This is a genomic window from Anabaena sp. CCY 9910 (assembly GCF_963920875.1).
Lineage (GTDB): Bacteria > Cyanobacteriota > Cyanobacteriia > Cyanobacteriales > Nostocaceae > Trichormus > Trichormus variabilis.
This window is the reverse complement of sequence record NZ_CAWUDJ010000043.1, coordinates 25,186-47,220: the sequence shown is the minus strand read 5'-3', so window position 1 is coordinate 47,220 and position 22,035 is coordinate 25,186. Positions and strand designations below refer to the sequence as shown.

General features: G+C 41.9%; 17 protein-coding genes. 9 read left to right on the top strand and 8 right to left on the bottom strand.

Annotated elements, in window-relative coordinates; genetic code table 11:
• Positions 1 to 18: 18 nt before the first annotated feature.
• From ACM5QX_RS23945 to ACM5QX_RS23935, 3 genes are all read left to right on the top strand, one after another.
• Positions 19 to 717: a glutathione binding-like protein gene (locus ACM5QX_RS23945; RefSeq protein ID WP_414755822.1), complete on the top strand. Its 699-nt coding sequence runs from the start codon at positions 19 to 21 to the stop codon at positions 715 to 717.
• Between the two features lie 263 nt (positions 718 to 980).
• A complete protein-coding gene (locus ACM5QX_RS23940; RefSeq protein WP_414755821.1) occupies positions 981 to 1,472 on the top strand; it encodes an orange carotenoid protein N-terminal domain-containing protein in 492 nt (163 codons plus the stop codon).
• Positions 1,473 to 1,623: 151 nt separating this feature from the next.
• Complete coding sequence (locus ACM5QX_RS23935; RefSeq protein ID WP_414755820.1) at positions 1,624 to 2,112, top strand: universal stress protein; 489 nt, start codon at positions 1,624 to 1,626, stop codon at positions 2,110 to 2,112.
• 48 nt (positions 2,113 to 2,160) lie between these two features.
• On the opposite strand, the gene ACM5QX_RS23930 is transcribed toward ACM5QX_RS23935, so the two are convergent.
• Positions 2,161 to 7,941: a HAMP domain-containing protein gene (locus tag ACM5QX_RS23930; protein ID WP_414755819.1), complete on the bottom strand. Its 5,781-nt coding sequence runs from the start codon at positions 7,939 to 7,941 to the stop codon at positions 2,161 to 2,163.
• A gap of 785 nt (positions 7,942 to 8,726) precedes the next feature.
• Here ACM5QX_RS23930 and ACM5QX_RS23925 point away from each other — a divergent pair.
• Complete coding sequence (locus tag ACM5QX_RS23925; RefSeq protein ID WP_414755818.1) at positions 8,727 to 9,494, top strand: DUF928 domain-containing protein; 768 nt, start codon at positions 8,727 to 8,729, stop codon at positions 9,492 to 9,494.
• Complete coding sequence (locus ACM5QX_RS23920; RefSeq protein ID WP_414755817.1) at positions 9,491 to 11,695, top strand: CHASE2 domain-containing protein; 2,205 nt, start codon at positions 9,491 to 9,493, stop codon at positions 11,693 to 11,695. Before ACM5QX_RS23925 ends, ACM5QX_RS23920 begins: the two co-directional genes overlap by 4 nt.
• Positions 11,696 to 11,805: 110 nt before the next feature.
• Here the strand turns inward: ACM5QX_RS23920 and ACM5QX_RS23915 are convergent, their stop codons facing one another.
• Positions 11,806 to 13,035 (bottom strand): glycosyltransferase family 4 protein, encoded by a 1,230-nt coding sequence (locus ACM5QX_RS23915; RefSeq protein WP_414755816.1) that lies wholly within the window; start codon positions 13,033 to 13,035, stop codon positions 11,806 to 11,808.
• A 179-nt stretch (positions 13,036 to 13,214) separates the two neighbouring features.
• Here ACM5QX_RS23915 and ACM5QX_RS23910 point away from each other — a divergent pair, with 179 nt between their 5' ends.
• A complete protein-coding gene (locus ACM5QX_RS23910; protein WP_414755815.1) occupies positions 13,215 to 14,171 on the top strand; it encodes a glycosyltransferase family A protein in 957 nt (318 codons plus the stop codon).
• Between the two features lie 147 nt (positions 14,172 to 14,318).
• Here ACM5QX_RS23910 and ACM5QX_RS23905 read toward each other — a convergent pair whose 3' ends face one another.
• The 3 genes from ACM5QX_RS23905 to ACM5QX_RS23895 all read right to left on the bottom strand — a co-directional run bounded on the left by ACM5QX_RS23905 (position 14,319) and on the right by ACM5QX_RS23895 (position 17,114).
• The gene (locus ACM5QX_RS23905) at positions 14,319 to 15,050 is read right to left on the bottom strand and encodes a hypothetical protein (RefSeq protein WP_414755814.1); all 732 of its coding nucleotides are present in this window, start codon (positions 15,048 to 15,050) and stop codon (positions 14,319 to 14,321) included.
• Complete coding sequence (locus ACM5QX_RS23900) at positions 15,050 to 16,510, bottom strand: AAA family ATPase (RefSeq protein WP_414755813.1); 1,461 nt, start codon at positions 16,508 to 16,510, stop codon at positions 15,050 to 15,052. Before ACM5QX_RS23900 ends, ACM5QX_RS23905 begins: the two co-directional genes overlap by 1 nt.
• Before the next feature lie 232 nt (positions 16,511 to 16,742).
• The gene (locus ACM5QX_RS23895; protein ID WP_011321368.1) at positions 16,743 to 17,114 is read right to left on the bottom strand and encodes a zinc ribbon domain-containing protein; all 372 of its coding nucleotides are present in this window, start codon (positions 17,112 to 17,114) and stop codon (positions 16,743 to 16,745) included.
• Positions 17,115 to 17,326: 212 nt separating this feature from the next.
• Between ACM5QX_RS23895 and menD the strand changes: the two genes are divergently transcribed.
• Entirely contained in the window at positions 17,327 to 19,096 is a 1,770-nt protein-coding gene (gene menD / locus ACM5QX_RS23890) for a 2-succinyl-5-enolpyruvyl-6-hydroxy-3-cyclohexene-1-carboxylic-acid synthase (protein WP_414755812.1), read from the top strand.
• A 120-nt stretch (positions 19,097 to 19,216) separates the two neighbouring features.
• On the opposite strand, the gene ACM5QX_RS23885 is transcribed toward menD, so the two are convergent.
• Entirely contained in the window at positions 19,217 to 19,549 is a 333-nt protein-coding gene (locus ACM5QX_RS23885) for a hypothetical protein (protein WP_010994489.1), read from the bottom strand.
• Positions 19,550 to 19,739: 190 nt separating this feature from the next.
• Positions 19,740 to 20,627, bottom strand: coding sequence for an alpha/beta fold hydrolase (locus ACM5QX_RS23880; protein ID WP_414755811.1), 888 nt, complete (start codon positions 20,625 to 20,627; stop codon positions 19,740 to 19,742).
• A gap of 159 nt (positions 20,628 to 20,786) precedes the next feature.
• Here ACM5QX_RS23880 and ACM5QX_RS23875 point away from each other — a divergent pair, with 159 nt between their 5' ends.
• Both ACM5QX_RS23875 and ACM5QX_RS23870 read left to right on the top strand, forming a co-directional pair.
• Positions 20,787 to 21,098, top strand: a complete 312-nt coding sequence (locus ACM5QX_RS23875; protein WP_011321371.1) for a carbon dioxide-concentrating mechanism protein CcmK — start codon at positions 20,787 to 20,789, stop codon at positions 21,096 to 21,098.
• An 88-nt stretch (positions 21,099 to 21,186) separates the two neighbouring features.
• Complete coding sequence (locus ACM5QX_RS23870; RefSeq protein ID WP_414755810.1) at positions 21,187 to 21,540, top strand: carbon dioxide-concentrating mechanism protein CcmK; 354 nt, start codon at positions 21,187 to 21,189, stop codon at positions 21,538 to 21,540.
• 159 nt (positions 21,541 to 21,699) lie between these two features.
• Here the strand turns inward: ACM5QX_RS23870 and ACM5QX_RS23865 are convergent, their stop codons facing one another.
• Positions 21,700 to 21,966 carry an NIL domain-containing protein gene (locus ACM5QX_RS23865; protein ID WP_414755809.1) on the bottom strand — a complete coding sequence of 89 codons (267 nt, stop codon included), beginning with the start codon at positions 21,964 to 21,966 and terminating at the stop codon, positions 21,700 to 21,702.
• Between the last annotated feature and the right edge of the window lie 69 nt (positions 21,967 to 22,035).

The window sequence follows — 22,035 nt, the reverse complement described above, 5'->3', positions numbered from 1 at the left end:
AAAATCAAAGACACAACCATGATTGACCTTTACTATTGGACAACCCCAAACGGCCACAAAATCACTATCTTCTTAGAAGAAGTCGGCTTACCCTACAACATCATCCCCATAAATATCGGTGCTGGCGACCAATTCCAGCCAGAATTTCTCAAAATATCCCCGAATAATCGCATTCCCGCCATTGTTGACAATGAACCAGCAGATGGGGGTGCAGCGATTTCTGTGTTTGAGTCTGGCGCTATATTGTTGTATTTGGCAGAAAAAACCGGAAAATTAATTCCCCAAAGTATTAGGGGACGTACAGAGGTTCTACAATGGCTATTCTGGCAAATGGCAGGATTAGGCCCAATGGCCGGACAGAACCACCACTTTAGTAGCTATGCACCTGAAAAAATTGAGTATGCCATTAACCGCTACGTCAATGAAACAGGGCGCTTGTATGCAGTGTTGGATAAACGCCTTGCAGATAGAGAGTTTGTTGCTGGTGAATATTCTATTGCCGATATCGCTGCTTATCCTTGGATTGTGCCTTATGAACGCCAAAGCCAAAATTTAGACAGTTTCCCCCATCTCAAACGTTGGTTCGAGACAATTCAGGTACGTCCGGCGGTCATTCGCGCCTATGAAAAAGCCGAAGCTTTTAAAAATCAGGCGCTAGATATTGAAAAGTCCCGAAACTTGTTATTTAACCAGTCAGCGAATACTATTCAGCGCTGAAGTATGAGGGGAATTTATATAGGACTTACCCATGAGAACGAAAGATCAGGGGTTTGGAAAAGGGTGTATGGGTGTATGGGTATAAATGTTTGAAACCCTTACACCCGATCTCAACAGATAACTTGTGTGTGTAAGTCCTATTTATAATTTCCTGAATTATTCTTCTTTTTGGTCGAGTTACTTATGTCCTGAGTAGGGTTAAACACCTGATCTGTGTTTGTTACGGTTGCTAATGACATTCGTTCATAGCAACCGTAATCATTATGACTTTTACACAAACAGGCGATCCCACTATTCGTAAATATGTCCAATCATGGCAGAAATTGGATGTAGACGAACAATTGGCTTTGTTTTGGTTTATCTACAAAGAAATGGGCGGCGCAATTACACCAGCAGCCCCTGGTGCTAGTACTGTTTCCCCAGCAATTGCCGAAGGTTTATTTAATCAAGTCAAAGAATTGAATCATGAACAGCAATTGCAATTACAACGCGACTTGATTCGGCGTGTAGATAACCAACTAAGCCGCGAATACGGTTCTCTGGGTGATACCACTAAGCTACTGTTTTGGTATCTTTTATCCCAAGGTATGGAAAATGCAACTATAGTTCCTTTTCCTGCTGGTTATACACTGTCTTCAGAACCCCAAGAACTGCTGGAAGGAATCAAAGGCTTAGGTTTTGAACAGCAAATTACTCTTTTCCGTGATTATGTTTCCCCAATGGGTGCTGAAGCAAAAGCGGGTGCTGAAATTTAGGGTTTTCCGATAGGGTTCATATTTTTTGAAATACAGATAGCAATGCCCACCGTATGATGGTGGTGGTGGGCATTGCTTACCCTACGTACTGACCACACGAGGCTTTCTAGTCTGTCAACAGTGAACAGTCAACTGTCAACAGCTATATATTATGTATCAAAAAATTTTGGTAGCAGTAGAAAACTCTGAGATAGGGCAACATATTTTTGAGCAGGGTGTAAATTTAGCCAAAGCAAGCAACGCTGAAATCATGTTGCTGCACGTTATATCTCCTGTGGAAGACCCATATATTACTCCTATTTTTTTGCAACCAGATACAACTTATCCAGCTTGGCAAACGGAATCAATGGATAACTATATCCAGCATTGGGAAAAACTTAAACAGGAAAAACTAGAGTGGTTGCGATCGCTCACTGATGCAGCGATTAATATCGGTGTGAAAACTGGATTTACCCAAAAAATGGGTGATCCAGGTAGGATAATATGTGAAATAGCCCGTAGTTGGTCGGCTGACCTAATTATGGTTGGTAGGCGTGGCCGTGCTGGACTCAGTGAGTTTTTATTAGGTAGTGTGAGTAATTACGTGTTGCATCATGCTCATTGCTCAGTTTTAGTTATACAGGGAAAAACTTTGTCGTAAATAGCCTGCGACTTGCAATTAGGCTTGGTGCAACATATCATCCGCAATTTAACGATAGAGCCAAACTCGCAATAAAGACAGTAGCTGTTCTGTATCTACTGGTTTAGCGATGTAGTCGGAAGCGCCGGCGGCGATGCACTGATCGCGATCGCCTTGCATGGCTTTAGCGGTGAGGGCAATAATTGGTAAGGCTCTAAATTGTTCTTTTTTCCGAATCAATTGCATGGTTTCGTAACCGTCCATTTCGGGCATCATTACATCCATTAACACCACGTCAATATCTTGTGTATTTTCCAATAAGCTAATTCCTTCTCTGCCATTTTCAGCATATATAACCTGCATTTGGTAGCGTTCCAGCATACTGGTGAGGGCGAAGATGTTGCGGACATCATCGTCTACAATCAGGACTTTTTTACCAACTAAGGAATAATCTTGAGAATGGAGTTGTTCGAGGATTTCGCGTTTGGGTGTGGGTAAGTTTGCTTGGACGCGGTGGAGGAATAAGGCGGTTTCATCCAAAAGACGTTCGGGCGATCGCACATCTTTGACGATAATTGTCTCAGCAATCCGTCTTAGTTCTGTTTCTTGAGTTTTGCTGATTTCTCTACCGGTGTACACAATAATTGGTAAGGTTGCACCGTTGGCTTCTCGCTTAATCTGTTCCATGAGTTCAAAACCTGTCATGTCAGGTAAGCCTAAATCGAGGACTAAGCAATCAAACTGCTGAGTACGAATCGCTTCTAAGGCGGCTGCACCTGTACCGACGGCAACTGTGGCTACATCGCTATTACCAATGAGTTCGACAATGCTTTGGCGTTGTAGTTCGTCATCTTCAACAACTAGTAAGTTTTTCACCCGACGTTCTACGAAACCTCTAATTTTGTTGAGGGCTTCGGATATGGCTTCACTGGTGACTGGTTTTTGTAAATAGGCGATCGCCCCTAATTGTAAACCCCGTTGCCTTCCTTCCTCCACGGTCATGATGTGTACGGGAATATGGCGGGTTGTGGGGTCATGTTTCAGGCGGTCTAGGACTGTCCAACCGTCCATTTCTGGTAAGCGGATATCTAATAAAATTGCCATCGGCTGGAAGTCCTTGGCTAATTTTAGTCCGGCTGTCCCAGTTTGGGCGGTGAGTACCTGAAATCCGTGTTGTCGTGCCATATCTACCAAGATCCTGGCAAAATTAACGTCATCCTCGATAATTAGGAGGATGTTATTATCTGCTGATGAATTAGTGATGTTGGTGCGATCGTCAACAAGGATTGAGTCGTACTTTGTAGAGACGCGATTCATCGCGTCTGCCTGGGTCAGCTGATTTATCGCGTCTGCCTGGGTCAGCGTAGATTCAGCACTAAATTGCGGTAAATAGAAGGTAAATGTACTGCCTTGACCAGGATAGCTGGTAAGTTTAATTTCACCACCCAAAAGATGAGCAATTTCTCGGCTAATAGATAACCCTAGCCCTGTCCCGCCGTATTTACGGCTAGTTGTACCATCAGCTTGCTGGAATGCCTCAAAGATAATCTTTTGCTTATCGGCTGCAATACCAATACCTGTATCACTCACAGCAAAAGCAATGACATTTTGAGCAGGGTTTAAAGGTTGTTGGTTAGAATTCCATCCTGGCTTGGCTACCTCAATTCTGAGGCGGACTTCTCCACGTTCTGTAAATTTAAAGGCGTTGGAGAGGAGATTTTTTAATACCTGTTGTAGGCGTTTGATATCTGTATTAACGGTGGTTGGTAACTCAGGGGCTAATTCGACTGCAAAAGTCAGTCCTTTATTTTGCGCTACTTGCCCAAAGCCGCGTTCAATTTGTTCAGCCAACTCTGACAAGGGAATTGGGGTCGCATGGATGGACATAGTTCCCGATTCGATTTTGGCTAGATCCAAAATGTCGTTAATTAAGGCTAATAGTTCATTGCCGGCTGAGTAAATTGTTTGGCTGTATTCGACTTGTTTAGCGGTCAAATTACCATCAACGTTATCTGTCAACAATTTCGCCAAAATTAACAAGCTATTTAAAGGTGTCCGCAGTTCATGGGACATATTCGCCAAAAATTCAGATTTATAGCGGGATGAAAGGGCGAGTTGTTCGGCTTTCTCTTCTAAAGACCGTCGCGCTTGTTCAATTTCCCGATTCTTCCGTTCTACTTCTTTTTTCTGTATAGCTAACAATTCTGCTTTCTCTTCTAACTCAGCGTTGGTTTGCTGTAGTTCTTCTTGTTGTCCCCGCAGTAAATCTTCCGAAGCTTTGAGTGATTGGGCTTGTTGTTCTAGGCGCTTGTTGGTTTCGCGGAGTTCGCTTTGCTGGGTTTGTAGTTCCTCGGCGAGGGATTGGGATTGTTTGAGTAATTCTTCGGTACGCATCGAGGCGGCGATGGTGTTGAGGACGATCGCAATACTTTCGGTGAGTTGGTCGAAGAATGTTAAGTGAATCTCACTAAAGCGGCGGAAGGAGGCTAGTTCAATCACCGCCGTCACTTGTCCTTCAAATAATACAGGCAACACCACGGCATTTAGGGGGTTGGCTTCACCTAAACCAGAGCTAATTTTCACATAATCACTCGGCACTTCTGTTAACAAAATTCGCTCTTTTTCTAAAGCACATTGTCCCACCAAACCCTCACCCAACTGGAAGCGGTTAGCTAGATGTTTGCGTTCCCGATAAGCATAGGTGCTGAGTAGTTGTAGGTAGCTTTGATTTTCTGCACCTTCCATTAAGTAGAATACGCCGTGTTGTGCGCCTACCAGTGGTGCAAGTTCTGAGAGAATGAGTTTGGATACGGTTTCTAAGTCGCGCTGACCTTGCAGCATCCGGGTGAATTTGGCGAGGTTGGTCTTTAACCAATCTTGTTCGGTGTTTTTCTGGGTTGTCTCCCGCAGATTGGCAATCATCTGGTTGATGTTGTCTTTGAGAATTGCTACTTCTCCTTGGGCTTCTACAGCGATGGAACGGGTTAAATCGCCCTTGGTAACGGCTGTAGCTACTTCGGCGATCGCTCTTAACTGGGTGGTGAGGGTAGCCGCTAGTTCATTTACGTTGTCGGTCAAATCTTTCCACGTCCCCGCCGCCCCTGGAACCTTGGCTTGACCACCTAATTTTCCTTCTATCCCCACTTCCCGCGCCACTGTCGTCACCTGATTGGCAAAGGTGGCTAGGGTGTCAATCATTTCGTTAATTGTCTCCGCCAAGGTTTCAATTTCCCCTTTGGCATCTAACATCAGTTTGCGTTTCAAGTCGCCATTCGCCACCGCCGTCACCACTCTGGCGATCCCTCGCACTTGGGCTGTCAAGTTCCCCGCCATTGAGTTGACGTTATCGGTCAAATCTTTCCACGTCCCCGCCACACCTTGGACTACAGCTTGACCACCTAATTTCCCCTCGGTTCCCACCTCCCGCGCTACCCGCGTCACCTCTGAGGCAAAGGAACTGAGTTGATCCACCATTGTATTAATAGTGTTCTTTAAGTCGAGGATTTCCCCTTTCACATCCACGGTGATTTTCTTCGACAGGTCGCCATTGGCTACCGCCTTCGTCACTTCCGCAATATTTCTTACCTGGGCTGTAAGATTCCCTGCCATTGAGTTGACATTATCTGTCAAATCTTTCCAGGTACCGCCCACACCCCGGACGTAGGCTTGTACACCCAATTTCCCCTCGCTGCCTACCTCCCGCGCTACCCTTGTCACCTCTGAGGCGAAGGAATTGAGTTGATCCACCATTGTATTAATAGTGTTTTTCAACTCCAAAATTTCCCCTTTCACATCGACGGTGATTTTCTTGGATAAGTCGCCATTAGCTACCGCCGTCGTCACTTCGGCAATGTTCCTTACCTGGGCTGTCAAACTCCCCGCCATGAAGTTTACACTGTCAGTCAAGTCCTTCCACGTACCCGCTACGCCCTTCACCTCTGCTTGTACGCCCAATTTCCCTTCTGTTCCCACCTCCCGCGCTACCCTGGTGACTTCCGAAGCAAAGGAGTTGAGTTGATCTACCATCGTGTTGACGGTGTTTTTTAATTCGAGAATTTCGCCCTTGACATCGACGGTAATTTTTTTCGATAAGTCGCCAGTCGCTACCGCCGTCGTCACTTCGGCAATATTTCTTACCTGTGCCGTCAAACTCCCCGCCATGAAGTTGACACTGTCGGTCAAGTCCTTCCATGTACCAGCCACACCCCTAACATCCGCTTGTACACCCAACTTCCCTTCGCTGCCTACTTCCCGCGCTACCCTGGTAACTTCCGATGCAAAGGAACTCAGTTGATCCACCATGATATTGATGGTGTTTTTCAACTCCAAAATTTCGCCCTTCACATCCACGGTGATTTTCTTCGATAAGTCACCATTGGCGATCGCTGTGGCAACTTCGGCAATGTTCCGCACCTGTCCTGTCAGGTTCCCCGCCATCAAATTCACATTATCAGTCAAGTCTTTCCAAGTCCCCGCCACCCCGCGCACTTCTGCTTGTACGCCTAGTTTCCCCTCCGTTCCTACTTCCCGCGCCACTCTTGTAACTTCTGATGCAAAGGAATTAAGTTGATCCACCATTGTATTAATAGTGTTTTTCAACTCCAAAATTTCCCCCTTCACATCCACGGTGATTTTTTTCGATAAATCACCAGTAGCTACCGCCGTTGTCACTTCCGCAATATTTCTTACCTGCGCCGTCAAACTTCCCGCCATAAAGTTGACGCTATCAGTCAAGTCCTTCCACGTACCCGCAACGCCTCGGACTTCTGCTTGACCGCCTAATTTCCCTTCTGCGCCCACCTCCCGCGCCACTCGTGTAACTTCTGATGCAAAGGAATTAAGTTGATCAACCATGATATTGACGGTGTTTTTCAACTCCAAAATTTCGCCCTTGACGTTGACAGTAATTTTCTTCGATAAGTCGCCATTGGCTACAGCCGTTGTCACCTCGGCAATATTTCTTACCTGGGCTGTCAGGTTCCCCGCCATCAAATTCACATTATCAGTCAAGTCTTTCCAAGTCCCCGCCACGCCCCGGACTTCTGCTTGTACGCCCAGTTTCCCTTCCGTCCCTACTTCCCGCGCCACCCTGGTAACTTCTGATGCAAAAGAATTAAGTTGATCCACCATTGTATTAACGGTGTTTTTCAACTCCAGAATTTCCCCCTTCACATCCACAGTAATTTTCTTCGATAAGTCACCGTTAGCGATCGCCGTCGCCACTTCCGCAATATTCCGCACCTGTCCAGTGAGGTTCCCCGCCATCAAATTGACATTATCAGTCAAATCCTTCCAAGTCCCCGCCACACCTTGGACTTCGGCTTGCACCCCTAGTTTCCCCTCAGTTCCCACTTCCCTGGCTACCCGCGTCACCTCACCGGCAAAGGAACTCAGCCTTGTCACCATCGTGTTAACTATATTGGCAGTTTGGCGAAATTCACCTTTGAGGGGTCTACCGTCAATTTCTGTGGCGATCGTTTGCGATAAATCCCCATTCGCTACAGCCCGAATTACCCGCGTAGTTTCTGCTGTCGGCTGGACTAAATCGGTAATGAGAGTATTGACAGAATTAACACTATCTGACCAAGAACCGCGTACATTTCCCAAAGAAGCGCGTTCAGTGATCTTGCCTTCTTTGCCCACAACATTACTAATGCGCTTTAGCTCTGCTGCCATGCGCTCATTTTGGTCAATAATATCATTGAGCGTATCAGCTATCTTACCAGCTACACCTGTTTGGTCTATGGGCATCCGAGCAGAAAAATCACCTTTTTTGACAGCAGTTAAAGTTTTTAATAGCTGTTTTAAGTCTAATTCATCGCTTTCTCTAGTTAACTGTTCGGTTGCCATAGTCTAGACCTTTAAAAATTACCGTTTATTTTTACCCCCATAAATATTTGAGAGTAATTTGAGGTGGAAATTTTATCTTGCTGTATACTCAGGATTTCTTAATCCCAGTCCCATGCTAGATAAAAAATGCTATTTCTAACACTTATTGGTGAGAAATATTGCAGCATGAAGACACCAGAAACAGAGAGAAGAAAGATTTTCTTTGATTTTCCTGTACGCAATACATGACGACTGACTTAGACAAGATAGAAGACAGAAGGCGGAAAATAGGAGGAAAGAAAGCTTTTTCATCCCTTTTGGTGTGAGTGGTTCATGATGGCTACTTAGGAAATCATAGCCGCTATTTAGTCTCTGAAGTAGTTGCTAGTAAAATTTTTGATATCTACAAAATAATATTTTTATTACCTATGGCGTATATCTTTAGGCATAGAAGGTTGTAATATTAACCAAAAATTTTAAAAAACAAAGGAAAACAAAGAAAAACAAAGTGGTAAAAATGATTATTGCCCTCATTTACTACCAGGCAAGAAGGGAAACAGGCAACTTTCACAGGAGTTATTGAAAATTTTGAACTGGTTCAAGTCTGGGCTGAATTTTGGGAATACTTGATGTAACCAGGTGAGTGTCTACCTTTCTACCAAGTATCGCTTTGCATAAGTCTTGAGATGTAGGTGTGTCAGTATGAATAATTTTGAGTACAGCTAGGTTATATCGCACTGACACACCCTACCAAACTATAAGTCCACAATCTTTTCAAACTCACACTAGAGCATTTCTACAAATCAATGAAATGTAATCATTTATCTGTTGTCGCCTTTTTCCTAACTTTTAACTGTTTACCACTTTCTGCTGCAACGGTACAGAAGACGCAGGCGCAGTCATCCCATACCCAACACGGTTGGCAGATTAGTCAAGCTTTTAAACCACCAAAACGGCAAGGCCCCCCTGTCAGCACTGGCGGTTCTAGCCGTGGTTCCTCCTGCATTACCGGGAATAAGTCCATCACTCCCCTTATACCTAGAAATAAATTAGGATTGACACTTGCCCAACGCCCGACATTGTTTTGGTCTATCCCATCATCTCCAGCGAAAACGGCTTATCTGGTGCTGTTGAATGATGCGGACAAAAAAGTATTTTATAAAACTACGCTGACACTACCTAACAAACCCGGTATCATCAGCTATACTCTTCCTGCAAGTTCACCCCCATTAGAAACAGGTAAAAGTTACCGATGGTATTTAACACTGGTTTGTAGTCTGCAAGATTTTAGTACTAATCTTACAGTTGATGGTTGGGTAGAACGTATTCCACCAGAATCATCTTTATCACAGGCTGTAGCCAAAGCAGATGCGAGAAGGTTACCCTCTATCTATGCAGAGGCGGGAATTTGGTATGAAGCGTTGGCTAGTTTGGTGCATTTACGCCGTCGTGAACCCAAGAATTTAACTTACCTCTTAAACTGGCGGCAATTTTTACAGTCAGTACAATTAAATGCGATCGCCTCTGAACCTCTACTCGATTGCTGTAAGTCGGAAATTGCCAATAAAATATGATGTGGGCAAAGCTGAAACCCCTATTTTGGCAATGGCGCGGGGTTGTATTTGCGGTTCCGAGTATGACAATTCTGGTGATTGGTCTACGGTTGACAGGTTTGTTGCAGTTACTAGAGTTAGCAGCATTAGACCAGTTTTTTTTGCTACGTCCATCAGAACCGCCAGATACCCGCATTGTGATAGTTGAGATTAATGAGGCTGATGTCCGCAAACAGACACAATGGCCGATGTCTGATGCCGCAATGGCTAGCGTATTAGATACGATTCAACAACAACAACCACGGGCGATCGGGTTAGATATTTACCGGGATTTACCTGTCAATCCTGGGCATGAAATTTTAGTTAAATTGTTTGCATCCACGCCTAACTTAATTGGGGTGCAGAAACTCTCTGACACTCAGGATAGTTCGGCTGTGAATGGGTCTCCAGTACTCAAGGAAAATAACCAAATTGGTTCCAATGACTTACCCTTAGATGGGGATGGGAAGATTCGCCGGGGATTGTTGTATGTCAATGTCAATGAGGACGAGGTTCTCGAAAGTTTTGCCCTAAAATTGGCATTGCTGTACTTAAAGCCGGAAAAAATTACAGAAAAGCCAGCCACTAGTAACCCTGATTACTTGCAGTTAAATCGCGGTGTTTTCCCAATTTTCGAGGCTAATGATGGGGGTTATGTTCGTGCAGATGCGAGGAGTTATCAAGTCCTGCTAAATTACCGGGGACGTATCCAGCAATTTACCACCGTCACCCTCACTCAAGTGCAACAGAAGCAGATTCCCCCAGATTTGATGCGGGGAAAGGTGGTATTAATTGGGGCAACGGCGGAGAGTTTGAAGGATATATTCTACACACCATACAGCAGTAATTTATTTACGCCCCCAGAACGAATGGCTGGTGTGACAATCCACGCCAATTTAGTCAGCCAAATTTTGAGTGCGGCTTTGGATGGTCGCCCACAAATTCAGACTTTACCTGAAACTGGAGAATGGCTATTAATTTTGGGTTGGTCGATTATTGGGGCTAGTTTATGTTGGCAGCAACGCAGTAGTAAACGTCAAAAGATTGTTGTAGCTGTGGGTGTTCCCCTGATGAGTGGCGCTGTCATTGCTGGTAGCTTTTTGGCGTTTGTGGCTGGTTGGTGGATTCCCGTTGTCCCTTCTTTGTTGGCATTTGGGGGATCAGCGATCGCTGTTACTCTCTACATCGCCCAAAGCGCCGGGGAAATGCGAAAAAACCTCGGACGCTATTTAACTGATGAAGTCCTCGCCAATATCCTAGAAACCCCATCAGGTTTAAAGTTGGGTGGTGAACGGCGCAAGGTGACGCTGTTATTTTCCGACTTGCGGGGTTTTTCTGCCATGTCTGAACAATTATCCCCTGAACAGGTGGTGCAGATTCTTAATCTGTATTTGGGGGTGATGACAGATGTGATTAACCAATATAAAGGCACAATTAATGAGTTTATGGGCGATGGGATTTTTATCATGTTCGGTGCGCCTATTTGTCGCCCTGATGATTCCCAAAGAGCGATCGCCTGTGCAATTGCGATGCAACGGGCGATGCAGCAGGTGAATGCACAAACTCGCCAAATGAACCTACCCCAGCTAGAAATGGGTATTGGGATTAATACTGGTGAAGTTGTCGCCGGCAATATTGGTTCACAAAAACGCGCCCAATATACAGTTATTGGTAGTCATGTTAATTTAGCTGCCAGAATTGAGACTTACACTGTGGGAGGACAGATTTTAATTTCCGAACATACTCGCCAAGATGCTAATACTGATTTGCAAATTGCTGGACAAATGCAAATCGAACCCAAGGGAATTAAGGAACCAATCACCATATATGAAATTAGTGGTATTGGTGGCGCATATAACCTGTCTTTACCAGAAGATAATGATGTGATGGTGAAATTGAAATCATCCGTACCTGTGGAATATCAGGTTTTGCAAGGTAAACAGGCAGTGGGTGAAGTATTTCGGGGTGAATTAGTCAGTGTTTCTGAAAAGAAAGCCTTGCTACACTCACCCCATACTTTAGAAAAATTAGCTAATCTCAAGCTCAAATTACTACATGAACCGGAACTAGCGACAGCAGATATCTATGCAAAGGTGATGAAACAATCTGATGCAGATTTGTTTGTCATCCGGTTTACGAATATTCCACCACAGGCGATCGCATCTCTTAATTCTCTGCATTAATAACCCTTATACCGTTCCTTAATGAAGATGTGCTTTATTCTGGAATGTAGAGACGTTGCATGCAACGTCTCTACATCATTTATTTGGTGCAATTTCATAGAGAATTGGTATTACCCATTCAAACAAACTTGCTCATAACGCATACCAGCTATATCCCAGGTAAATTCAGCTTCCACCAGTTTTCTACCATTGTGGGATAATTGCGATCGCAGTTGGGGATTCTCAAACAACTGACTAATAGCATCAACATATTCTGCTGGCTTATTGGCTCGCAATGCTGCTAAAGCTGTATTATCACCATCAACGGCTAATCCTTCTAAACCGCGATCGCTAGCTACTACAGGCACACCAGCCCCCATTGCTTCTAAAGTTTTATTTTTAATGCCAAAACCTGTGCGTAACGGCACTACACACACCGTAGATTGATGCAGATAATTTACCATCGAAGCCACGCGACCAGTAACTATGACCCCTGGAATATTATTTAAATTTTCAATTTCTGGTGTTGGTCTAGCGCCGACAATACTAAATGTAGCGTCAGGATAACGCTTTTGTAATTGTGGTAAGACCTCCATAGCAAAAAAGCGCGCTGCATCGATATTGTGGGAAGCGTCCATTGCCCCCACAAAGATTAAATTATGTCCGCCTGGGTCTTGGCAACGATTGGGGAATAATTCTAAATCTACACCGTTGGGAATGACTTTAATATCAATATCGGGGCGGAGTTTGAGAAATTCCTGGCGATCATCTTGTGTTGTCACCACAATCTGAGAAAATTTACTACAGTATCGCTTTTCGTAACGCTTCAGCACCAGAGAAAGATATAGGCGATCGCGTACTGCATTCTGCGCCGCACCCATTTCTAAATGGTCACGAATCCAGCCGTAAACTGAACTGTGAACATCTACAACTGTAGTTACACTATGACGAAATTCTGGGCGGATATAAATTTCATTGACACTATGTTCACAAGTAATCACATCATATTTTTGAGCCTGAATGCAACTATCAACTAAAGCTTGAATTTCTGGCGAATAGCGATAAAGAACATTGGGTGGTGTCGCCTTCCCCACTGACTCTAGAAAGCGTCCAGCTTTCCCTAACAATTTAGCAATGGCATTTTTAGACTGGGGTTCCGGTGGTAAGGGAAAAATCAGCAGTTCACTGACATATTTACGTAGTTCTGCCACTTCAGTATCTGACACATTCTTGTTATACTGCGTCACTAAAGTCACATCATGATTTTGCTGGAGGTATTTAAGTAAATTAAAAGTTCTAATTTCCGTTCCACCACGGCTAGGCGGATAAGGAAAGGTAGAAGAGAGCATCAGGATTCGCATATAATTGTTATACTCCTTTATTTAATTAAGTACATTTTATTCTCTGTATGATATATCTTGTAAAAGTTGATGTTTATAAAAATAAACTACTCATTTAGTCTATTATTCTTAGCAAGAAAATATTTTTTAAGCCTTTCCAGTAATTAGTATTTGTAGTCAAGCTCTCAAAAAATACATATATGTATAGCAACCCTCTTCTAACAATTGTTACTCCAACACGCGGCAATTTTACAGATTATTGGTTAGAGCAATTATTAAAAATTCAAGGAAATGTTCAATTTATTTTAGTTTATCCGCCTGAAGGAACTATTAAAAATATAGATGATTCTAGAATAAAAAATCTCAGAAGTCCCTATAAAGGTGAAGTGATTCAAAGATTTACAGGGTTACTCAACGTTGACAGTGAGTACGTCCTTGCATTAGATGATGATGATTATGTTCATCCTGATATTTTAGATTTAACATTTAAATACTTCCGGCTCTTCCCTGAAAGTTGGGTGTTAAGATTAAAGATTGAAAATATTCAATATACAGATGAAGTAAGAATTCAAAAAGATTGGGAGCCAAATCCTGATGTTGAACAACTAGAAATATGTAAGAAAACACCAGAAAATCCTTTCCCATTTCAAAAAGGAAACTACAAAGGTCTATTAGAAGTTCCCATCGCTCCCTTAGATAAATCGGTAGACATTAGACATATAATCTTTCCCTGGCATCAAAGAAAAGACCAAAGCGGGATTCATTTTGAAAACTTTAATAACAGAATTTGGAAAACAGAGCGAGTGAAAGCTGCACTCTACGAATTATCAACCGCAATGAATATTTTTGGTGCTTTAACTTGGATTCCTTTATGGAATTTGGATAGAATGCTGGGTTTATTTGTGCAGGCAAAATTCTACCAAAAAGATGCCATAATTGGTCATGCTACACCAAAACCAGAACAAATTAGATATATTGTTAGAGATAATTCCTTAAAGGAAACTAGATTACACGTAATAGCAGACTTATTGTTGCTTAAATGTTATCCGCAATATGGTTATTTATGGAATCTGATCCTCTGGCAAATATACGCTATACCAAAAGTTTGGGGTAGGGCAGTAAAATTAAAGTTGATGAAGTTGAGGCAATCAAACTAGAAAGTTAAATTTATCAATTTGCGTCTACCTACTTTGTGGTAAAACTGGTGCAGGCTGGTAATTAGATGTTTTTTGCAGTTGGCTCATTGCAAATATTGTACCAAGAGTTAAGGCAACAGATACTAGTGCGATCGTTAATTCAGCGAACTAATCTTCTCTGTATAAACTCTCTATAATTGCAATCATTTTTTCACTATTGATTGCTCTCAGCATTTTTTTACCATGTGGAATCTTAACTCTTTCTATTACGTCATTTAATGATTTAAATTCTTCTTTTTCACGCTCATATATGACTGTCTCTGCTATCTTGCCAGCTTTTTTCTGAGGAAAGCCAACATTGATTAATTTCTGAGCTATTTTCTGGAAATCCAATTTTGTAAAAACTTCTAAAGGGGTAACTTTTTCGGCTAGCTTTTTCTTAAGTTCTTTATTTTGGTTTTCTAGGTTTAACTTAGCCGTTGACTCTTCTAATAGTCCCTTAGAGAGTTTTTCAATACGTAATTCCAAATCATTTAAGAATTTCTCTAAATATTCTGGTGTAATATTTACAGTTTTTTTAGTATCGTCTTTTTGGTTTCTAAAAACTTTAATTTGCTCTATTAAAGCTTCTTCATTTTCTTCTTCAATTATAAATACTCCTATCATTTCGCCTTTACGAGGGTCTATTTCTCTAGCTCTAGCAGCAGCATAATATTCAAAATCTCCATCTACAACCTCATAGGATTGCAGACCATTTCTACGGACAATAATAGGATTAACGACTCCTTCAGAATTTAAAATTAACTGAGCAGCTTGTTCTAAATCATCATTGGTAAATATTGAGCGAGATTTACTAGAAGTAAGTTTTTTAACGGCAACAAGTGATGTAGATAATTTCATTAATTCATGCCTATTTTTTGTAATACTTCTATAGCGAGTAGTTCAAATTCTTGCGCTGAAATAGAATCTGGTTTAAAGTCTAATACTGACATGGGGTCAGCAATCTCCATCTCTCCGATAATCTGAATTCTTTCAGCACTCTTTGCTAAATCCTCTCTCTCATAAATCACACTGTCCATTACATCAATTTCATATTTTTCGTGAATTTTTGATATTCTATTCTTCAATGTTGATTGTACAAATTTAGCATTTGTAGATATCTTACAAGGTAAAACTCCTATTGTTTTGATTGGTTGTTTTCGGATTTGTTTCCTAAAAGCATTATTAGTTCTAACAAATTCTTTTACGTTCGTTAATCCTTGGTTGGCAAATGGTTTTAGATCAGACGGAATAATTAGGTAATCCGCAGTTATTAAAGCAATTTTGGCATACAAATTTAATGAAGGTGGTGTGTCAATCAAAACCACATCATACTGATCTTTCACTTCTTCTAGTTTTTCATTTAAAATTAGTCTGCTATAGTCAAGAGCATTTAGTTCAGTTTCTTGTCTTATTAAGTCTAGGTGTGCGGGAACGACATAAATTTCTGGATTACTAAAGTTAGATTTTCTTGCTACTTCCGATATAGGATAAAAATCTTCTGTTGATAATACATGAAAAATATTAGAATCTTTAATATCATCAAACTCTTCATCGTCAAATTTGATTAAACCTGTAGCAAAAGTGGTATTGGCTTGGCTGTCCAGGTCAATTACTAAAACTCTTTTACCTTTTTTTCTAATAGCGGCTGCTAGGTTAACTACAGTAGTTGTTTTCCCCACTCCGCCTTTATTATGATAGACTGCAATGATTTTCATCGAATTTTGTTCCTGAATAACTGTAAAATTTTCTGAATTTACTGATATATCTGACGTAGATGAGATATCCTGAGAGTTAACATCTTCTTGCTGAGTTAAATATTGAATCTTATCTATCTCCGTATGGGATTCTTTAGTTATTGATGTCTCTGGTGTAGGTGAAATATTTCTATGTTTGCTACTTTCTCTACCGATTAAATTTTTAATTTCCTCTAACTTTATTTCAACTTCCTTCCCCGAACAGTGAAAAATTATCTGAACATCATTCTGCACTTTTTCATAAATTCTTATCTCCTTACCATTGGTTAATAAACCATACCTAACATTCAGACTGGTTAAATAGTGTCTGAGTCTGGGAACATGATTATTTAAATTTTGTTTAGGATGCTTTGCTTCCATCACCACACTCAACGGTGAGTTAGCGTCTAAAACAAAGGGAAGGACTTGTGCAGCAAAGGCTAAAAAATCTAATCGAATGCTACCAACGGCAACTTCTTGATGCCAAGTGTCTGGAGTATATCCTAGCTGCGGTAATAAATATTGCACAATCAGTTTGCTTTCAACTTCGCTTTCGTTACGGCAAAGCTCAGGATTAAACCCCACAACTGTTTACTCCTAAAAGTAAATTTAGATTTTTGGTTAAATTTTTTCTGTGTTTAATTATCTCATAGCCTCAAGTATTTATAGCATAATAATTACCTAATGATATGTATATATATTTTAGTCAGTTTAGTATTTATACTTATTATTAAATGTAGTTAAAAGTTAATCAAATTACTTTGCAGTGAGTTTTGGAAATCTCCCGCTACATCCGCAGGATTAGCGGGAGAAGATGTCAAGAAGTTGACAAGACTATCAAAAAACAGATGAGTAATAAACCTAGTAGGAGTAATAAAGCTTGATTGCGTTGCATCCAACTTTTGATAGATGCAGTAGGAGTATTAGCGGCTTGCTGTTCTTCTAATTGAGCGTTTCTCTCGGCGATGTTTTGGTATAGGGTACAGTCTTTAGCGTAGGGACGCTTGGGAAATGTACAAGTATCGTCAGCATGGTAGGTACAGGTGTCGCATAGATAGGTGTCTTTAGCGGCACGATGTAAGGTAATGCCAGGATGACCGTAAGCTTTGAGTGTTGTACGACAGTAAGGGCAGATAAGAGCCTGACTATCAACTTGCTGATGGCAGTTGGGACAAGAAATATTAGCCACGAATTAAATATCAATCATATAAGCAAATAATCTGATTTTAACCATTAATTCCAGTTGCTAGATGGTCTGTGAATGTGGTAGGGGGTAATAGGTGATCGGTAATTGGAAAGAAGCCAATAGGGCGATACACAGCATATCTAAGTTTTGGTGGGCAATGCCTACCCTACTGGTTAAAATTTCTGTACTTATGAGTTGCGAATAGTATTACTGCTATGTCTAATTTAATGCCGATCGCCTATAAAAATATTAATCAACTTTGGGCTTATGTTTTCACCGAAACACTCAAGCGGTTGGGATTAGCTTATGCAGTAATTTGCCCTGGTTCTCGTTCCACTCCTTTGGCTGTGGCCTTTGCCCAACAAGCACCAGATATCGCAGCGATTTCTATACTAGATGAGCGTTCTGCGGCTTTTTTCGCCTTGGGTGTAGCGAAAGCCACTAATCGTCCTGTGGCGATTGTCTGCACTTCGGGAACTGCGGGGGCAAATTTTTATCCAGCAGTTATCGAAGCTCAAGAAAGTCGTGTACCACTGTTATTATTAACCGCCGATAGACCCCCAGAGCTAAGAGATTGTCACTCTGGACAAACTATAGATCAAGTGAAACTCTTCGGTAGTTACCCAAACTGGCAAGCAGAGTTGGCTTTACCAATATCAGATATGGGGATGCTAGGGTATCTGCGACAAACTTTAATTCATAGTTGGTATAGGATGCAAGCGCCAACACCGGGGCCAGTACATTTAAATATTCCCTTTCGTGACCCCCTTGCACCGATTCCTGATGGTGCAGATTTAAGCTATTTACTGACTAAGTTTCACCCAGAAGAATTTTTTGCGGGAATAACAGGTACTACCTCACTCCCTGATCATTCCCAACTGTCCATTCCCCCAGAATGGTTGCAATCTCAGAGAGGAATCATCATTGCTGGTGTCGCCCAACCACAGCAACCACAGGAATATTGTAGAGCGATCGCTCAACTTTCCCAAACTCTGCAATGGCCTGTGTTAGCTGAGGGACTTTCCCCAGTCAGAAATTATGCTGACCTCAACCCCTATTTAATTTCCACCTACGACTTAATTTTACGCAATCAACAATTAGCAACAAGGCTAGCACCAGACATGGTAATTCAAATCGGTGATATGCCAACTAGTAAAGAACTGCGTACTTGGATAGACACTCACCAACCCCGACGCTGGGTAATTGACCCCAGTGACCAAAACCTCGACCCTTTACATGGGAGGACGACCCATTTAAGAATTACGGTGGAAGAGTTGGGATATCAGGGGGTAGAGGAAGACAAATCTTCTGTTTCCGAGTATCTGCAATGGTGGTGTAATGCTGAAACCAACGTTAGGGTCAATGTGGATGAGACTTTGGACAAGATGGAAGACTTGGTAGAGTGTAAAGCCGCCTGGTTGCTTTCTCAAGTACTACCGCCAGAAACGCCCCTATTTATTGCTAACAGTATGCCGGTGCGGGATGTAGAGTTTTTCTGGAAACCGAATAATTTAAGAGTGCGATCGCATTTTAACCGAGGTGCGAACGGTATAGATGGCACATTGTCCACCGCTTTAGGAATCGCTCATCGTCAGCAAAGTAGTGTGCTAATCACAGGGGATTTAGCTTTATTACACGACACCAACGGTTTTTTAATTAGAAATAAGTTTGTCGGACATCTGACAATTATCTTAATCAACAATAATGGCGGGGGAATTTTTGAAATGTTACCCATCGCTAAATTTGAACCGCCATTTGAAGAATTTTTTGGTACGCCCCAAGATATTGATTTTGCTCAGTTATGCACCACTTATAATGTCCAGCATGAATTAATTAATTCCTGGGTGCATTTACAGCAGAGATTAAACCCACTACCAAATACAGGGATTCGAGTTTTGGAATTACGCACAAATAGAAAAATAGATGCTCAATGGCGACGTGATAATTTAAGCAATTTTGCGGCGGATAATACCAATTCTCAATGAAGATGCACTTAATTACTTGAGAGCTAGCAAATTATCATGAAAAAATCTCTGCGTACCTCCGCGCTAACCGCAGCGTTACTCCGCGTTAAAAAGTATAATTTACCTTTCAATTACCCAATTTTAATTTGACTTAACAGCAATATCCTCAAAGTCTGCTAGTGCAAAAGCAAACTCCCGGAAAGCTGTTTTAATCAAGTCCTCTTTCATATTTCTATTTAAAGAGGTATCACGAATCATATCGGCTAACTCGATAAATAATAGAGAAAAAATAAAGCGGTCTTGCCGATCAACCTGTTTTAAGCAAGCTAATATGAACTCGTACAACTCCGTTTTTCTGGGCTTGGTTTGTTCTTCCCAAATTTTCATTCCTAGACAGAAGGTTTTTAACCTGATCTCATTGATGTTGTAGGAGGTATCTTTATAGCGAACTGATACCCGTTGAGGCATTTCCATAAGTTGAAAAGATATATTTACTGTATGGTAGATATTCAACTTTATGCAGACTCATCCGGAAAGTTTTGTTATGGAAATAGCATAATTTTCAATTATCTAGAACTTACGCATAAATGTTGCAAACCCTTGCCCCCTATACCCTTACACCCAGTCTCAACAGACAACCTGGATGCGTAAGTACTGATTATAATTAACTACAGAAACTTAGTATATGTTGAGCCGTAATTCCTGGTTGTTCTAAATGTGGAATATGACCACAATCTTGAATCCAAATCAGTTGGCTATGAGGAATTGCTCTTTTAAATCTTTTACCATCCTCCGTACCCAAAATCCTATCAGCATCACCCCACAAAATCAGGGTTGGTGAGATAATTTCTGCTAGTTGTTTAAATCTAAAAGCTGTGTATCCACCACTTTTGGTAAAAGCAATTAAAGCTTCAGGCCAGCTAGGCATTTCTAAATGTAATGCACCACAATATAAAGCATCGACAGTAGCAAGGTTCGGATTTTTGTAAGCAGCACGAGAAACGCGATCGCGCACTTTTGGACTACGTAAAAATTGCGCCGCTAAATAATCCAACGGGGGAAACATGAATTTACTTAGCGGTGAACCCCCTCGCAAGCCAGCACTGTCAATTAACACTAGTTTCTGAACTGCTTCTGGATAAGTCAGAGTAAAATCAATCGCGGCTGCACCCCCCATTGAAGCACCAACTAAAATCACAGGTTGGTTAATCAGGGTTTTCCAGAAGGAATACAAGTGAGTTCTAATGGCAACAGGGCTAAATTTTATCCCTGCAAGCCTTTGGGTAAATCCAAAACCCAACAAATCCACAGCCCAAGTTTCATTCTCTTTCCCTAGCAGTGGCAAAAGCCGACGAAATTCTAAGACAGAACTATCGAAGCCATGAATTAATAAAATTGGTGTACCACCGCCACCTTGACGTACATAGGCTGTGGTGATTGGTTGATTACTCAGGGGAGTAGCGATCGCTTGAGCTTGAATAGTCTTAGCTAAGGCGATCGATTCAGATTCAGTAAGTTGCCCGACTGCGGCAGGTAAAAAACTTGGAAACATAAATCCTACTTTACCAGAATCAGGCCTACAAGGAATTGCCCAATCCCCAGTCCCCAATCCCCAATCCCCACAAAAGAAATTTCCCCCTAGCCATCACAATGGTGTCTAAAGCCACGTACAATTAATATCACTTAACTTTTTTTATCAGGAGCTAATGCCATGCCAATGGCGGTTGGCGTAATCGAAACTTTAGGATTTCCGGCTGTGCTAGCGGCAGCAGATGCGATGGTAAAATCTGCCGCAGTTACCATTGTCTATTATGGTCAAGCGGAGAGCGCCCGCTTGTTAGTTGCTGTGAGGGGACACGTTGCAGAAGTAAGACGAGCCGTTGAGGCGGGAATTGAGGCTGGTGAGCAAGCACACGGTGGTGAAGTCATCACCCACTATATAGTTCCCAATCCTCCCGAAAATGTGGTAGATATTCTCCCCATTCACTTTACTGAAGAATCAGAACCCTTTCGGATGTTCTAAGCAATTGTGTCATCAAAAAATGTAGCGAAGCTTCATACAATGAACTGGTGCGCTCCATAAATTTATTATTCATACAGGAGATTATTAAATGTCATCACTACAGGCAGTAGGAGCATTAGAGACTAAGGGATTCCCGGCTGTGTTAGCAGCAGCAGACGCTATGGTCAAAGCTGGCCGTGTCACCCTTGTGGGTTATATCCGAGTTGGTAGCGCTCGTTTTACAGTCAATATCCGTGGAGATGTTTCGGAAGTTAAGACGGCGATGGCGGCTGGTGTAGAAGCCGCACAAAATGTTTACGGTGGTACATTAGAATCCTGGGTGATTATTCCTCGTCCCCATGAAAACGTTGAAGCAGTCCTACCTATCGGTTATACAGACGCTGTTCAACAATATCGAGATTCTGTAGAAAATCCCATTGTCCGTTCATCCAACAGACGATAAATATAGCTGGGGACTGGGTGAAAGGTCTTTTTGTGTCTAGGTTGTATCATCTATTGATGTCCTAACACTACTGGCGACAGCTATAATACCAATTCAACATTAAAACAAAACCCCGATTTCTTTGAGAAATCGGGGTTTTTAGATCGAATATTATCGATTTTACCAACCACCAACTTTGGTCTCATCCCAGACTTCTAGTTCCAATTCCTGTAGATAGTTCAGTCCACTTTGGATTTGTGTATCTGTACCTTGTAAATCCAAATCAAACCAGCCATCTCCAACAGCATTGGCTCCTAAAATTGCCGCAGCAATATTTACTGTCAAACCATATTCCGAAACTAGCCGAGAAATAACGGGTTCCTGGTGATAGTCTTTAGGAATCCGTAAGCGAATCCTTTTATTGCTGAGTGTGTTGTCACTAGCCATATATAAACCATTGGTTGATTTTTACTAAGGAGTAGGGTATCGGCTAATAATAGGCATCAACAATTACCA